This window comes from Cernens ardua, assembly GCF_051251085.1.
GTDB lineage: Bacteria > Pseudomonadota > Gammaproteobacteria > Pseudomonadales > Halomonadaceae > Cernens > Cernens ardua.
The window spans coordinates 1-15,371 of sequence record NZ_JBPCZH010000009.1; the positions used below are offsets into that span (position 1 = coordinate 1).

Genomic DNA, 15,371 nt, shown 5'->3' on the forward strand with positions numbered 1-15,371 from the left:
GATATCTATATTCTTCATCAACCGTTGTTCGGGCTCGCCATTTTGTCGGGCAGTCATTGTTCCCATTGCCATTTTTCCAATTGCCTGGCATTGAGGAGAATACTGACTTTCATCTTGTGCGTATGCTGTTGATGCAAAAGTAATCCCCAACGCCACAACGCATAACTTAATCTTCATCCAATTTCGCTCATTTTCAGTTTAAGAGGGCAATATTACACCACAACCTCACATCGAATGTTTGTCAGGTATCCGCTGCTGCTCAACCGGTGAGTTGCCTCTGTCGTGACCCATTTAGCCTCATTGATGGCTGGTTTAAACCCGGATGCCTTGATCGGTGACTCCACCAGAATGTCAGCTCGACCCTCTGTAAATGAGATATCAAGCTCTTCCTCACCTCGCTTTATTCTGTTCCATGCTGCCTCGGCGGCATTGGTGGCATCATCAAGCGTGGCGTAGGTGGCCTTGAGTTCGCGCAGGTTTTCGCCACTCCCTGCAATGACATATTTCAGTGTGGCCCCGCTTCTGTCGTTGTAGTTGGCCTTGACGCCTGTGAAGCTCTCGGCCACCGTGCGGATGTAGGTGTAGCGACTGCACTCTTGTGGACTCACATCGATGGTGGGGAGTGTCTGTCCGCTCGCCGTAATGCTCTGCCCGCGTTGTACGAACATGAGCCGTCCTGATTTCACGGTCGCGATAGCATCGTATCGGTACCCGAGTCGATTCAGGAAGTTCAGGTCGCTCTCGCTGGTCTGGTCGATATGCTTAACACGTATTCCCTGAAATGCTTGGGCGCACGCAGGCGTTAGCGAATGCATGTGTGCTATATCCCGGACAATGTCCCCAATGGTCGTTAGATGCCATGATTTCGTGTGCTGGCCACGTAGGGTTTTTGTGGTATCGACCGCGCGGGCACGCACCGTGATCGTGTCGGGTGGTCCACTCATCTGCACTTCATTGATTATGTACTGCCCCTTGTCGATCAGGTTATTGGTCCAGCCGATGGCTAGCGTCAACGTTTGACCATTCTTGGGGAGTGGTGTCCGCCCGTCATGGTCTGTCAGGGTAATGTCCAATTGATCGGAGGTGCCGTCTCTTGTTTCTGTCAGCTCAAGACTGACCAGCCTGCCATTGAATCGCGGAGTGATATCCACGCCTGCCAATATAATCTGGTAGCTGGGCTGTCGATTGCCCACGTTGTCGCTACTTGGCAGATAACCAATACTCATGACGCAAACCCAATAACCTGGGCAGCTCCAGACGTGTATTCCGATACGCTCTGTTGCCCCAGATCACCCGCAGAGGGTGAATCGACGTGGTACAGGTTCAAGGTAAAGTCTATTTGCTGTGCCAATCCATCAACCATAAAAACGCTCGACGTTTCATCTATCTCCGTGATGACCCACCATCCATAAAGTCTCCCGGTGGCCTCAATGAGTGGCCACGCTTTACCGCTGTCAGCCATCTTGCGGATCTGATCCAGCATTAAGCGACCGCCAGTGATTTCCGGGAGTAATTTTCCACTCAAGGTGATCTTGTCATCGCCCGCTCCGATGAATTGCGATGCAGGGCGATCTCCGATACGCGATTGCGTAGGATGCTGGTACTCGGATGACCGCTGCAACTCCTGATAGGGGACGGTGAGACGCTCAAACACGAACTGACCCAATATCATCATCATGTTTTATTTCCCCCTTTAATGGCGGTCCATTAGCGATGCGCGCTGCCGGGCTTTCTGTTGTTGTTCATGCTTGTCCAGGTGCGCCTGTACTTGCGTGGCCACTTCCTTGGCATCCATTCCGGGTGCAGCATGAATCGTAAAGAAATACTGGCGATTATCATCACCTCGCCCTTCCTGTGTTCGAGATGAGACAGGTGGGGCCGTATCGAACTGGATGTCTTTGTGCTGATGGACCATCTGATCAGCATTAGGGTTCGCCAGCGCAGGCCCTGCCAATGCGCCGGACATGGCAGAGACTAGCGCTGCCTTTTTAAGGATAAGCGGTGCGACAGGTGTCTTTTGCGGTACGCGGCGTGCTCGCTCATCGCCTTGTGCAGTGGTCTGCTTGATGTTGACGTCGGTACTGTCACCTAATCCCGGTATAACACTCTTGATCCATTGCCATGTGGCCTGCACTTTTTTCTGGACGTAGGTAAACCCCTTGGAGATACCATCGCCCAAGGCATGCATCATGGTGACGCCTGCAGCGGTCAAGCTATTAGGCACTTGTTCGCCCAGATACTGCATCAATAGGGCAAACCCCTTGTAGAGGAGTCCTGTGGGTGACCAGTTTATAAGCAGTGCTGCAATACTTCTGATCCCTCCATGGAAGGCTGCTCTTATTCTTCCCCAGATACCACTGGCGATACCGACCGCACCTTCCCATGTTCGCTTAATGTAGTCCCATGCATCCCCGGCAGCTGTCTTGATGTCTCCCCACATGCGGATAAAGAATCGACTCACGACATCCCAGTGCCTGTATACCTCATAGGCTGCAAAGGCAATCCCGGCAATAATGAGCCCAATGGCCAGCAGGATGGGAGAGGCTGCCATGAATACAAGAAACGCCCGGCCAGCCGCGAGTACAGAGCGAACAAATGTGCGACCGATTAACATGGCAACACTCGTCACAATGGGTTTCAACACATCAAAGATGACCCGAATCCCTTCCAATACACGCCCTAGGCGTGACAGTACTCTCGTCAGAATCCCCCCTGATTTTGCGGCTACGCCGATAGAGATACCCACTGACTTCATGCCAAAGCGAACAAGGGCCAACGGCCCCCACATGGCTGCCATGGCCACGGTGATTGCTCCAGAGACACCCAATAAAATACCCAGCCCTGCCAATCCCACCAGCATGGCATGAGCGACGCGTGGGTTTTCCTGCATAAAGTGGTTGAGCTTAACGATGGCATTTGTGGCTGCTTCCAGTGCCCTCGTATAGGTAGGCAGGATGTTATCGCCCATGGTCTTGTACAGATCGGCACGACGTGCTGCGAGATTGACCTCTGTCCCCTGTGTCATCTGACGGGCTTTGCTATACATAGTGTCTATATTATCGGCACGGGCATTGAGTCGTGCTCGGCGCTGATTCGCTTGCTGCTGCATAATGTAGCTAGAGACTATTCCGGCGGCCGTTCGATTCGTAATGATTGATCCCACCGCATCCATTATCTGATTTCTGCTGGTCATCCCGTTTTTTTTCAATTGTGGGATTAGCACCTTGTCTACCCAACCGAACATGTCACGCTTGAATAGGTCGCCATCCAATAGTGCACCCGGCCCAACAAAAGCTTGCTGCCCCACCTTATCAAATGTGACCTTTGACCTATCGCCTATCAGTCCCAACTGCTCCATGCGAGCAGCCGCTACCTTCGTTGTTCTTCCCTGATACAGGTTCTGGTATAGCGACATCAGAGAAGTTCCTACTCGCTGCCCTCCAAGCTCCTGAATCATGGGCTCCAGCTTGTAATAGAACGCTGAGTCATCCATTCCTCGAACAGCAATACTGCCCGTCTTAATGACCTGCAACCATTCATCGGCATTGACGCGTCCACCGGAGGCGTTGATTACCTGCTGTATCATGTTGGCCTGGCGTTTGAACTCGGCTGGATTATTGACTCCTCCTCGCAACTCGATGGCCTTCATCATGTCCATGAAAAGGCGCTCTCTGTCTTCGCCTTGTTCCGCTCCAAAAAGGGTATCGTTACTGAACTTCATGCGGGCCAGTATCGGTTCCAGCTGCTGTGCCTTGGCCTCGCTCCCAAAGACAGTCATGCCGTCTCGCACTAACCCTAAGTCATCTGTTTGGCTGACACCGTATGCCTGATGACTATTTGCGTAATTGATAGCGGCTTGCGTCTGCGCCGTTCCTTGTCCAAGGGCTGATATCCGTACTTCCTGATTCTGAAACTTCTCGGCCTCCTGAACGGCTGGCGTCAGAAAGGTTCGGATACGTTCACCCGCTATTTCTGATCCAATACCGGTCACAGCCAGGTTATTTCTGGCAGACATACTTTTCTGGTATTGCTCGCGCGCAGAGGTGACCCGATCCTGCGTGACTTTCAAGGCTTCGAGCTGTTCCTTTTGGCGCACAATGGAGTCTGTCAGGGCATCCTCACGGGTCTTGAGTGAAGCAGAGACTGTACTGAGCTGTTGCGTGTCAATGCCGACAGTCTTGAGCTTTTCAGCATAGATGCCGATATTCCCGGTAATGCGCTCTGTGCTGGCATTGAGTCGGTACTGCTCGTCTCTGGCCACCTTCACTTTTTGCGCAAGGGTATCTGCCTGTGAGGCTGCCTTCGACGAAGCCCCCTGCATCTGTTCAAGCTTGATACGTGCCTGTTCGAGCTGGCGACTTAATTCCTGATTTGACTGGCTGCTATTGATGACCTTATTGGAGAGTCGCTGGTATTCCTGCTCGGCACTCTTGGTCTCCCGCTGCGCGCTTCTCTGCGCATTTCTTGCAGCGTCCAATGCCTCACGATTGACCTGCAGAGAGGCGCTTACCTTTTCCAAAGAGGCCTTGTTTTCATCGAGAGCGGCTACGTTTTTTTGATAAGAGGCAACGTCATTTTGAATACGGCGCAACTCGCGCTGCTTATCCGTTAGATCCTTGAGAGCCACAGCCGCCTGTTTGGATGACTGTGTGACGCGCTTAAGCGGTGCGGTGGCTTTATCCACTGCTTCCAGGAGTACTTCGAGCCTTAAAGAGTCAGCCATGTTCTTTCATTACCCGTTATTTGATGCTTGCAAACGCTTCAGCAATTGTTCGATCGTCAAACCGTCTCAAAACCCTCTCCCAGTAACTTATGGCCTCTTTTCCCTCGAATGCCGGCTTTCCTGCAATCTGTAATAGAATTACTTCTTTTACTGATTGTCCCAGCTGCTTAGGCAAACTATCTGCATTTCTACTTTCCATGCTTCACCTCTGATCGTTTTCGCGCTCGCTCCCTATACTCCATCAATTCACCGAGAGACATGTCCTCCACATCCCTCGGTGACCAATGGAATACCACCGCCAAATCGGCGATGGCATCCTCCACGTAACACGGCAGACTTAGCCCTCTTGCGTGGCTTTCGGCAGCAAAAAACCGACGATCTCTCCGGCCAGTGTCAGCAGATCAACCGGGGCCACCTTGTTGGCTTCAGCTTCAGTAAGCGGCGGTGTTGTGACACGGGGCAGAATTTTGATGATGGAATCCGTGTCCATGCGAACCACATCGGCCAATGACAGGCCGCGCAATGCGCCGGTATTGAGTTTTCTGATGGTGACTTCCTTGATCGTGCCTTCTCCGCGCTGGATGGGTTCTTCCAGCGTGATAGCCTTGTGTTCTGTGCTCTTTGCATCAGCTTTCATATGAATCAGCCTCGTTAAAAATGTGGGGTCGGTATGCCTCTCCTTAGGAGAGGCCCAGTGCCTTGCGCCGTGCTGCCAAACGATCAACGCCATTAACGGTCAGGATGTGATGAATGACATCGACCTCGATCAATGCTTTCCCATCAATGACCAGACGGTAGTAGTTGAGGGTTAGCGTCAGAGTGTGCTCGGTCGTTTCACCTGGCTTTGCATCGCCCATGTCAATATTGGAATAACGGCCACGTGCGGTGATCTCTACCGAATGCACATCACCGGTTTCGTCATCCTCATATGATCCAAGGAAGCGAAGACTGTCGGTTTCCGCCAGCGGTGTCCCCCAGTTGTTGAACACCTCGGGAATAAGGCCGCCCAGTACGACGGTCATTTCCATCTTCTGCATGCCCATGTCGACATCGACAGGGCCATCCATCCCTGCGCCGCGCCATTCGGTCATGTTGCGCTGCAGCTTGGGCGGTGTGATTGTTTCCACCTGTCCTTGCCAATTGTCACCGTCCCCATAAAGGTTCATGGCCTTTAATTTGTTAGGCATTGCCATCGCTTAATACTCCTTAATTGAATGGTTGATTACGCGGTGACTTGCCCGGCGAAGTTAGCCAGATAGCTGTCCGTGATCTCCTGCGTAAAGCTCAGGTTCTCAAGCGGCGGCACCGGCGTGTACTTGTAGTTGATGATGAGCTCACCACCCTTGAGGCTGTTGGCGGTATTCACCTGGGTATCAAGCCACGCTTGACCACCGAGCAGATACCCCAGCCCCGTCCACTGGCGGAATTTGGCATTGATATTGTCGATAATCTCGCTGGCGAGCATGGGGGTGAGTGGTTGGTCGATGTCAGGTAGGCACGCTTCTGCGATGGTATCTGCAATCACCTGTGCAGTGCGGGTGTAGCTTTCGAAGGTAAACGCGCCTGTTGTATCGCAGGTACGCACGCCCCAGAAGCGGTAGCCGGAGCGATGAATCAGCGCGGTAATATCATTCTGGTTCAGCTGATCAGCATCGGTACCCGTGTCTTGCAGATCCCAGCTGATAGGTTTGGTGACACCGGTGACGCTATTCACCGCGATGTTGGAGATACAGCGATGCCAGCCGACTTGCTGGTCAGTCAGGGCGCGTAGACCCATGGCGACGGCAACCGCTGATACAGTCGTGCTTCCACTGCCCGTCGCATCCACGCCGATAAAATCGCCGTAGATGGGCATCAGCTCACGTCCGCCCAGGTTGCTACGATCCGCGATGGCCCCTGACACATTGCTGGCATTGATGGCTGCATAGCAAAACGCCTTCAAGCTCTTGGCTACAGTGACCAGTGCTGTGGTAACGCCATCGTCAGCAATATAGGGCACGCCCAGAATACGTGGTTTTACCCCGACGACTGGCTCGGCCACGAGAAGTGCCTGCAGCCCTGTTTTCTGTCCCATGCTGGTTGTGGTACCGACGATGTTGGCAATGAGCGCCTGCTGGATATTGCTATTGCTACTACTGGTACCGCTGCTCGAACTTCCACTTGAGCCACTTCCGCTGCCACTGGACTCTCCGGATTGTCCACTGGTTTGTCCGCTGGTACCGTCATCAACACGTACCACGACGATAGGTGCGGATACCTGATTACCAATGGCTGTCAACGCAGACGCCAATGATCCGGACGTTCCTGCACGGCCAATTGCGCTGCGGATATCGCTGATCAGTACGGGGGTATCGAGAGGAAAGACGGTGTTATCAGCATCGTTGGCCCACGCCACCATCCCCATGATGGCAGTACTGACCGTTTGCATGCTTTGAGAGCCATCGGTGGTCTCCGTGACGGTGACACCGTGGTGGTATTGATCCTGTGCCATGAGTTTTCCCTTGTTGGTTGGGTTACTCATGGTGACGGGCAACGTCATTGCGTGCGAGATAATCGCTGTGTAAGAAGGGGCTTTGACATGCAAATAACCACCCCGGAGGGTGGTTGAGATGACTATATCTGCTGACGGAGTTCCTTTGATTGCCTGACCAATGAAGCCAGGTTGGCTCTATCATCATCGCTGATAATACCGGCCAGCGCTTCATCGCGCAGAGGAGCGATCTGACGCTCCAATGTGCGTAGTTTCAGCGTGACCTGGCGTCGTGCTTGTTGCTGCTCATGGGCCTCGTGATCAAACGGCTCAATATCGCCGTACTCTCCGTCACTGGCTGCCTTGAAAAGGGCACGACCATAATCGACGGGATCATCGGGACTGGCCGTAAACCGCCAATATTCGTCGTTTGAATTTGTCCACTTGATGTCAAGGTCGATGGTCCCGTTGTTCGCACTCGACCATGCCGGGTTTTTAACATCCAGAATCTTTCTGCTCGGATAACTCATCAGTTGACCCTCAAAAACAGTGTGACTTCATCCCCATCGGCCCCGCCGTGGTTGTTGGTTTGCCCCATTGCACGCCAGTTACCCGGTGCTGTTCCATCTGACTCGAACTCACCCGCTGACGCGTAGTTTAGCGCGCTTCCTGCCACTACATCGCCTGCATAGTGGTAGTTACCATCGTTACGGCGCAGGAGGGCATAGCTACCTACATCGCCCGCATTCATGCCACCTAACCAAGCATTTAATCCTGTGACGTTATCTGCCGATAATTGACCTGATGTCGCCACGCCTGCCAGCCCTGATACGTGCGCAACCGGGATCGTGCCGACGGTCATGACGCCACCTTCAAAATTCAGGTTCAACGTACCGGCTGCATCAATCATTTTGAGCTGATTATTGGCCTCAATTTGCAAGATATCGCCGCTAGGGGCTGTATAACGAACAGAATCATCGCCACTAAAACTCAAGTGTCTAAGGATATCTGGGATTCCTTGTATGTCTTCCCACTTACCAGATCGTGCGATGGCGGCGAGTGACATAAAGCAGGTATAAATATCGCCTACGACCGGAAGGTCATTAAAGTTTCCTTCCCAATCGGTGTAGTTGTTCGGCGCCTTATCGAGATTTGCAACGTTCCGGCTTGCTGCATTACCTAACGTTGGGGTATCTGTTACTTCGCTATATTTTGGCCAGCGTGTCGTCTGTACCGGTGCGCCACTGATATCTGCCCATTTGCCGCTAAATGCCACGTTGGCAAATGTTGGCTTACCATCGACTTCTGACCATTTTGGCCAGCGTGTAGCCTGATCCGGTTTACCCTCTAGATCGCCCCATTGCCCAGTTGCGGCCAGTGTTGAAAGCCCAAGATTATTACGTGCGGTGGTAACGTCATTCGCGCCTGTCCCGCCATTGCTGACAGGGATTGTCGAGGCGGAGGTATAGACCGTTTGCCATCCGCTGAACGCCGTACTATTGTCGCTACGCCCCGACGCCCATCGGGTGTTGTAATACACCCCCTGTGTATCAAAGGCGAGCATGTCGTTGTGGTTGAAGTCAGAAAGATTCAGGATCACGCCATAGCCATTGGAGGGTTGCCCTGTACAGCTAGGATCATAGGTGTATAGACCGGTGGGCTGTTTCCATACGTCCGAGACCTTCATGTTCTGCAGCGCGGGTAAGTTATTACCTCCCCACCCGAACGCGCCGACTGGCATCACATCTCCGCTATCCGTCCCGACATTGGCCGCTGCTGCGGTCCCAGCATCCGGTATTCGATCCAGTGGCACGTTTCCGACGGTCATCTCGCTCCCGTCAAACCGAAGTGTTACCTGCCCTGAACTGTTTTTTGTCTGTAGAACAGTACCCCCCAGAATTTCGATGCTGTCACCGTATCCACCGGTCAGTGCTGCACTGCCATTGCTTCCAATAGAGAGCGCATTCAGCTTGGCGGGTTTATTCAATAGATCTGCCCAGCTCCCTGAAAATGCGACGGCAGCCAGGTCCGTGCGTGCAACCAGCTGCTTCCATACATTCATTTTTCCGTTGGACGTAGAGTTGGTAAATACGTTGTTATTGATATCGATCACAACGTATGAGGCGTTTGCCGAGCTGTGGTAGTTAACAAACAAGAGCCCCCAGTTAGCGGCGTCACCTGGCCAATCCTTCGGAGGATGGGTATCGGCATAGTAGAGGCCGCTTTGTGTAATGTTCTGGATATATTGATTGGGGTCCAATGTTGATGCGGTTCCACCTATTCCGAATGCGCCCACAGGCATGACTTGGCCCGCCTGCGTTCCAGCATTCATTCCAGCCGCACTTCCCAGTGCCGATATCACTGCTTGTACGCTGTTTTGACCACTGAAGGCAGACGGGGGGTTAACGCTTATCTGACCCGCGTTATGTGCTGTGGATGCGTTGGCATGGGCGTTGACCTTGTCTTGCGCACCCTGAGGTGTTTCGCGCAAATTGGCGTTGTCATTGGCCTGCTTGACGGCGTTAGCTGTGGCAGCACGATCTGTATACGTGCTCTTCGTATCATCGACGAGCTGAACAATCCCTGCATCACTGGTACTTGCTTTTTGCAGTTCGTGAGAGTGCCCGTTTTCATTGGCTTCGTTTGAACTGTACCAGTCGAGTTTCTGGGGCGTTGCCAATGATAGTGTGCGGTCGCCTGTAAGATTTCCACCGCCTGTTAGACCATTTCCGGCATTGATTTTGCGGCTTCCTTGAACAACATCATTATTCCCGGTGCCGCTATTTAGACGTGCGGCTGATCCCAAAGCCCCTAACATTGCTTGTACGCTGTTCATGCCCGAAAACGGCCATGGTGGGTTGACACTGATTTGGCCTGCATTGTGGGCTGTATTGGCATCCGCGTGCGCATTGACCTTGGCTTGTGCGCCTGCGGGTGTTTCACGCGTGTTCGCATTGTCGTTGGCTTGTTTTACTGCATTAGCTGTCGCAGCTTGGTCTGTTGCTGTGCTTGCCACGCTATCATTGAGCATGACGATGCCACGAGTCGAGGTCGTCGCTGGGGGATCAACAAAGGCTGCGTCACCAAATGACAGCTTCGTTGCATCGATATCATCCACGGCAATATCAATTGCGAGCATAACCAATGCAGCTGCAGCCTTTTCGATGATTTCATCTGTCTGGCTATAGACAGCAAAGAGGGTGCCATCCGCTAGATAAACACCAATCTCTTTTACGGTATAAGTATCGGTACTCTCATCCTGTACCGTGACGTGCAGCATATTGCTGCTGGCTGCCTGACCGCTGACGGTCGTCAACCGCTTTATTTCCTGCTGAAGAGAAGTTTGGGAGGCGCTTGCAGTATACCCGCTTGATCCGAATCCTACGGCACTGATCTGTGGCGTATTGCCCGCTGACAAACCATCTTTAACCGCTTCTTTTCCCTTGTCTGTGATGATAAAAGTGATGGCCATGGTTACTGCTCCTGCGCTTCAATTCGACGGTAAATAACGGGTCGACCTGCGGCCAGCATGCCGATGCTGCCCATCGAGTTAATCCCGGCGGTCAGTGTGTAGTGGGCCCGCACGGGCTTCGCATCATCGACCGCTTGCATGATCTGCTGTTGAAATTCAGCTGTTTGCGGCACGTTTGGACCAACGCTCAATACGATGGCAAATGAATACGGGTCACCCTTTGGGGTGGTTTCCCACCATTCGCGCAATGCCAGTGCTGATCCAAAGGAACTCACTACATCCCGGACGCTCTTGGCTGTCCCTTTCTGACGAGCAATGGTGACGGCTGATGCTACTTGTTGACGCTTAAGCGCCTCTGGCCATGTGCTATCCCATGTCTGTAAATTCAGTGCCCATGCAAGCCAAGGCAACAGGTTGAGTGGGCATGTCCACGGGTTCCATAAATCGTTAATGGGGACTGGTACATTCGAAATACGGGCAGTTGCCTCGGCAATACCCCGCTCAAAAGGAGTACTGTTCGGTGGAAGGAGAGTGTTATTACTCATCGATTCCCCCGTAATTCAGTGTAATTCCCGTGCAGTAGCTCGCCTGGGTATCATCAATGACCAACGTATCGGTGAGGGAACTCAGCTCTACTCGCTGGACCCCTGCCTGTTGCAATGCGCCATACACGCCAGAGATGGTGACATCCTGCCCGATCATATGACGTGCCGTGGCATAGTTTTCCGCAGCTGTTTGGGCGGCACTGAGTACCACGCTGGCATCCGGCCCCTGATAGAGATAGAGCGTAGCGGTGATCTCGTAGTTGATGATTTCGGCTGATTTGACGGTGACATGATCCGTTAATGGCCGTGTATCTTCGGCGCTTACAGCAGCATTTACCGTATCGAGCATGCCTTGTGGCGCGGTCCCGTCCCCTTGGCGTGATAGCACGGTAACCAGCACTTCACCATCTGAGGGGCTTGTTGCCTTGGCATCGAGCACGTCTCCCGAAGCTGACAATGCGTGGTAACGGTACGCTCCGGCAGGCCCAGCCACGGATAATCCATTGAGTGATAGCTGGATACGTGAGCGGTAATCGTCGTCGGACTCATAAGTGGGCGCGACAGGAGGAATAGCCGATGTATTCCCCGGATCAATCATCAGACGCTCTACATTGAGCAATGCGCCGAGATTGTCCAGATCACTTCCGGTGGCATACGCCAGCATGACTGACTTGGCCGCATCATTAACCCGCTGTCGTAATACCAGCTCACGGTACGCCGCTACCTGCAATACTTTCCATGCTGGATCTGAGTCCGACAGGTTATCAACAAGCGTACTGTCGTACTGCTTCAAGCTCGTCAGCATGTCACTGAAGATGGTCTCAACATCCAATGACTCCACTACCGAGGGCGGCGCGATTTGCGACAGATCAATAACGCTCATTGATTGATTCCTAAGACGATCTGCTGGCCATCACGCACACGTACCGCTTTCATCGTGACAGCAAGCTTTCCTTGGTTGATGGAGATTTCCTCAACAGACTGCACAGTGATGCGATGCTCCCAGCGCGTGACAGCATCGACTGTTGCAGAGATGATGCGCAGCCGCGTTTCGGTATTCAGGGGACGGTCAATCAGATCCGCAATGAGCGATCCGTAATTCCGCCGAATCAGCCGTGACCCAATGGGGGTCGACAGAATGTCATCTATCGACTGGGCAATATGCTCATCGTCTGTCAGGGCTTTCCCGGTGTAGCGACTCATCCCCGTCATTGAGGTGCTCCCGTACTATCAGGCCCTGCTTTCACTTCTCCATGCGTATGCCCCTTGAGGCTTATACCCGATGCAACCACATCGGCATCCGAGGTAATGGTGTCCTGTACATTCAGTGTTTTCTTCATGGTCACTTCATCGTTAAAGGTGACCGGGCCATTAATCGTGGTCGCTTTGGCAGTAACCGTGGCTGTCCCGTTAACACTGGCTTCCAGCTCATGGGACTGACGGTCGTACCGAATATATGTCCCGTCCGATGCATGCAGCGCGATGACGCTTCCAGATTGCTCGATTGACCCATGAGCAGGGCTATAGAGGCTGGCGATGACATACGCACCGGCGGGATCGCCGCTCGGTGCCAGCAGCATGACGGTTTCACCCATCACGGGAGGAAGCCACGTGGTAAATCCACCGACACGGGATGCTGTCCACGGCAGCCAATCGGTTTGCATATCCCCGCACTGCACTCGCACACAGGGCGGCGTAACGCTCAGATCGAGCGCAAATACCTGTCCGATGCGAATCAGGTTTTGAATAAGACGGTAAATATCATTTGAAGGATTCATGGCAACATCGTGAATACTCGCGCGCGTCGGCGCGAGCTTTACGCTGTGTAAGGAGGGGGTGAGACACTATTCACAGATTAAGGTGATCGATGACTGCCTTTTCAACAATGGTTCGGGTCTTGCGCGAAACCCCTAATAATGGGCGACTGGGATAACGGATCTTCACCTGGCTTTTCTTTGATACGTAATCCATCAGGCCCTTTTGATGTACGGTAGCGATACGTGCATTCCTGCCGGTATATCCAATCGTGGCTCTATTGGGTGACGTTGTTGTTTTCATGAAGCGCGCCGTACGTATCTTTGAAAACATGGCACGTCTCTTGATATCACCTCGTTTTTGAGCCCCTGCGCGTGGAGTGTATGACGTCCCATCCGGTGCATGCTGTGTTTTAATCCGGTCACGCTGCTCGCGTCTTACTTCGATGGCTATTTTCCGAGTCAATGCGCGCCGTGATGAAGGCGAGAGCCGGGCAATCAGTGGCGCGGTCCAGTTTTCCAGTACCAGCTCGTTACTCATTGCCTAGCCCCCATGGCCCGTTATCCCACTTGGCTAGCAGATCGAGATTATCACCATCTCGCATGAATAATGACCATTCACCCGCATACACGGGTTCTTCAAATCGAGGCATCGTGTGCTTGGCTTCCAGCTGCTGCTTATCCTTGTTAACCGTGACAATAACGCGCTCTGACAGGGTAATGCGCAGGATTAGGTCGCAACTGGTTTCACTGGTGAGTTCCGCCTCTACCTGTATCGCTTGCTCCGGGTCCACGTCTGGCTCATAAACGGCCAGCCATTGCACGATAGCCACGATCAACACATCCACATCCATGGCAAATTCGACCAGAATAAATTGTGCTGTAAAATTCCACTGATGCGTCAGATTGGGTCCCCGGTAAAATTTGACACTACCATCCTCGATAAACGAAAGCAGGCGGTCAGGGTCTGTATTCAGATTCGGCAATGACTTAATGATGTGTTGTCGTAACGCGAATAGCTTTTTCATTTTCCAGCCCCTGTACGAAGTCCTGACACGCGGTGAGTTCTCTTACCCGGTTGTCTGCGGTGTCGGCGAGCTGAACAAGAAATTCCGCATCCTGCTCCCGAAGTCCGGGTGATGTCTGATCATGATCGATGCCGGCGCCTCGATTGTCGGCAACGTGATCTGCTGGGGCGCGGGCGGCGAGTCGGTTGCGCAACCGGATAGCACCAGCACGCAAAGCGGCAATAGTGGCAGTGTCTTCATCATGGCCATGCTGAATTCCTTCCTGATAACGTTGATCGATATGGGTAGCGAGTGCCTGCCGACTTTCTTCGAGCGATAAGAGCCGTTGTGTCCACTGCGAGGTTGCGCGTATATCATTCAGCTTCATGTGCTCAATGGTGGCGTCGCGCTCATGCAGTTTGTGCGCCTCCCATCCACAGGCAGCCAGGGCGAATGCGCACAATATCCATGGGGCGTTTTCCCATAACTTTCGGGCATTGGCTTTCACCACTCTGACAATCATGTCCATCACCACAGGTGAGTGGGGAATCAGCAGCTTAATCAGGTTAAGTAGCATCATTCTCGGTTACTCCATCTTCCCAAATAGGCAGAGAGAAACTCACGAAACCAGTCAACACCCAAAAAGGCGATTGCCGACCCGATGGCAACGGCGAGATAGGTGTTCATACCGAAGTAGTCCAGTACCGGAAAAACACCGAGCGTTAGACACCCACACAGCAATGCCTCCAGTAGTGAATGGGTAAGCTTTCCGCCGTTTAGTAGCGCGCGAACAAGGCCGATGACAAAAGAGAGCAGCCAGCCATAAATCTGCGGCCACCATTTGGCGATCAGCTCCACGATGGCATGCAGGACATCCGGGTTATTAGGCATTACTGCTGGCTCCTCGTTGCTGTGTTTTATTGAGTTGTGTCATCCAGTTGATCGCTGGGCTTTGTGTATCCTGCGGTCGCAAAAAGAGGGCTTTTTCAGCACTTCTTCGCTTCACCAGTCCCAGCTCGATCTTCCTTCCAGCATGGACCCACAGGCCGAACTCATCGGCTGCCCCGTCATAGTCCCCGTCATTGAGTCGTCGCAAGAGTGTTGATCCTGCCAGTGCACCGGCGCCTAGGTTGAATGTGAAGTCCACCAGTGCATCGAACTGGTTTTGATTGATATCAACCGTGACAAGGGTATTGACCGCCCGCTCGGCTGCGTTCAGATCACTGCGCAGATAGGCTTGTGCATCAGCTGCGGTAATAACCATTCCCGGACGGACGCCTCGCGTATGGCCGTAACCGATGGTCCAAACTCCTACGCCATCCTGATACGCCCTCAAATGCAGCCCTTCGGCGTTTTCAACGAGGTCCAGTCCCCGCTGTGATGTGGATTTCATGACCATG

General features: G+C 53.0%; 18 protein-coding genes. All 18 read right to left on the reverse strand.

Annotation, left to right across the window (positions count from 1 at the left end):
- Positions 1 to 212: 212 nt before the first annotated feature.
- Positions 213 to 1,226, reverse strand: coding sequence for a contractile injection system protein, VgrG/Pvc8 family (locus LMG33818_RS12660; protein ID WP_442323758.1), 1,014 nt, complete (start codon positions 1,224 to 1,226; stop codon positions 213 to 215).
- Positions 1,223 to 1,678, reverse strand: a complete 456-nt coding sequence (locus LMG33818_RS12665) for a phage tail protein (protein ID WP_442323759.1) — start codon at positions 1,676 to 1,678, stop codon at positions 1,223 to 1,225. The genes LMG33818_RS12660 and LMG33818_RS12665 overlap by 4 nt, the downstream gene beginning before the upstream one ends.
- Positions 1,679 to 1,693: 15 nt before the next feature.
- Positions 1,694 to 4,723 carry a phage tail tape measure protein gene (locus tag LMG33818_RS12670; RefSeq protein ID WP_442323760.1) on the reverse strand — a complete coding sequence of 1,010 codons (3,030 nt, stop codon included), beginning with the start codon at positions 4,721 to 4,723 and terminating at the stop codon, positions 1,694 to 1,696.
- 188 nt (positions 4,724 to 4,911) lie between these two features.
- Positions 4,912 to 5,046 (reverse strand): GpE family phage tail protein, encoded by a 135-nt coding sequence (locus LMG33818_RS12675; RefSeq protein ID WP_442323761.1) that lies wholly within the window; start codon positions 5,044 to 5,046, stop codon positions 4,912 to 4,914.
- 14 nt (positions 5,047 to 5,060) lie between these two features.
- On the reverse strand, positions 5,061 to 5,360 hold the full coding sequence (locus LMG33818_RS12680) for a phage tail assembly protein (RefSeq protein ID WP_442323762.1): 300 nt from the start codon (positions 5,358 to 5,360) through the stop codon (positions 5,061 to 5,063).
- A gap of 43 nt (positions 5,361 to 5,403) precedes the next feature.
- Positions 5,404 to 5,916, reverse strand: a complete 513-nt coding sequence (locus LMG33818_RS12685) for a phage major tail tube protein (RefSeq protein ID WP_442323763.1) — start codon at positions 5,914 to 5,916, stop codon at positions 5,404 to 5,406.
- A 29-nt stretch (positions 5,917 to 5,945) separates the two neighbouring features.
- The gene (locus LMG33818_RS12690) at positions 5,946 to 7,214 is read right to left on the reverse strand and encodes a phage tail sheath C-terminal domain-containing protein (RefSeq protein ID WP_442323764.1); all 1,269 of its coding nucleotides are present in this window, start codon (positions 7,212 to 7,214) and stop codon (positions 5,946 to 5,948) included.
- Between the two features lie 122 nt (positions 7,215 to 7,336).
- The gene (locus LMG33818_RS12695; protein ID WP_442323765.1) at positions 7,337 to 7,723 is read right to left on the reverse strand and encodes a hypothetical protein; all 387 of its coding nucleotides are present in this window, start codon (positions 7,721 to 7,723) and stop codon (positions 7,337 to 7,339) included.
- Positions 7,723 to 10,665: a tail fiber protein gene (locus LMG33818_RS12700; RefSeq protein ID WP_442323766.1), complete on the reverse strand. Its 2,943-nt coding sequence runs from the start codon at positions 10,663 to 10,665 to the stop codon at positions 7,723 to 7,725. The genes LMG33818_RS12695 and LMG33818_RS12700 overlap by 1 nt, the downstream gene beginning before the upstream one ends.
- A 2-nt stretch (positions 10,666 to 10,667) precedes the next feature.
- Positions 10,668 to 11,210: a phage tail protein I gene (locus LMG33818_RS12705; RefSeq protein ID WP_442323767.1), complete on the reverse strand. Its 543-nt coding sequence runs from the start codon at positions 11,208 to 11,210 to the stop codon at positions 10,668 to 10,670.
- Entirely contained in the window at positions 11,203 to 12,093 is an 891-nt protein-coding gene (locus LMG33818_RS12710) for a baseplate assembly protein (protein ID WP_442323768.1), read from the reverse strand. The genes LMG33818_RS12705 and LMG33818_RS12710 overlap by 8 nt, the downstream gene beginning before the upstream one ends.
- Entirely contained in the window at positions 12,090 to 12,413 is a 324-nt protein-coding gene (locus tag LMG33818_RS12715; protein ID WP_442323769.1) for a GPW/gp25 family protein, read from the reverse strand. Before LMG33818_RS12715 ends, LMG33818_RS12710 begins: the two co-directional genes overlap by 4 nt.
- A gap of 5 nt (positions 12,414 to 12,418) precedes the next feature.
- Entirely contained in the window at positions 12,419 to 12,988 is a 570-nt protein-coding gene (locus tag LMG33818_RS12720; RefSeq protein WP_442323770.1) for a phage baseplate assembly protein V, read from the reverse strand.
- A gap of 70 nt (positions 12,989 to 13,058) precedes the next feature.
- Complete coding sequence (locus LMG33818_RS12725) at positions 13,059 to 13,505, reverse strand: phage virion morphogenesis protein (RefSeq protein WP_442323771.1); 447 nt, start codon at positions 13,503 to 13,505, stop codon at positions 13,059 to 13,061.
- Complete coding sequence (locus LMG33818_RS12730) at positions 13,498 to 13,992, reverse strand: phage tail protein (RefSeq protein ID WP_442323772.1); 495 nt, start codon at positions 13,990 to 13,992, stop codon at positions 13,498 to 13,500. The genes LMG33818_RS12725 and LMG33818_RS12730 overlap by 8 nt, the downstream gene beginning before the upstream one ends.
- The gene (locus LMG33818_RS12735) at positions 13,955 to 14,551 is read right to left on the reverse strand and encodes a lysis system i-spanin subunit Rz (protein ID WP_442323773.1); all 597 of its coding nucleotides are present in this window, start codon (positions 14,549 to 14,551) and stop codon (positions 13,955 to 13,957) included. Before LMG33818_RS12735 ends, LMG33818_RS12730 begins: the two co-directional genes overlap by 38 nt.
- Positions 14,548 to 14,862 (reverse strand): phage holin, lambda family, encoded by a 315-nt coding sequence (locus LMG33818_RS12740; RefSeq protein ID WP_442323774.1) that lies wholly within the window; start codon positions 14,860 to 14,862, stop codon positions 14,548 to 14,550. The genes LMG33818_RS12735 and LMG33818_RS12740 overlap by 4 nt, the downstream gene beginning before the upstream one ends.
- Positions 14,855 to 15,364, reverse strand: coding sequence for a lysozyme (locus tag LMG33818_RS12745; protein WP_442323775.1), 510 nt, complete (start codon positions 15,362 to 15,364; stop codon positions 14,855 to 14,857). Before LMG33818_RS12745 ends, LMG33818_RS12740 begins: the two co-directional genes overlap by 8 nt.
- Positions 15,365 to 15,371: the final 7 nt, after the last annotated feature.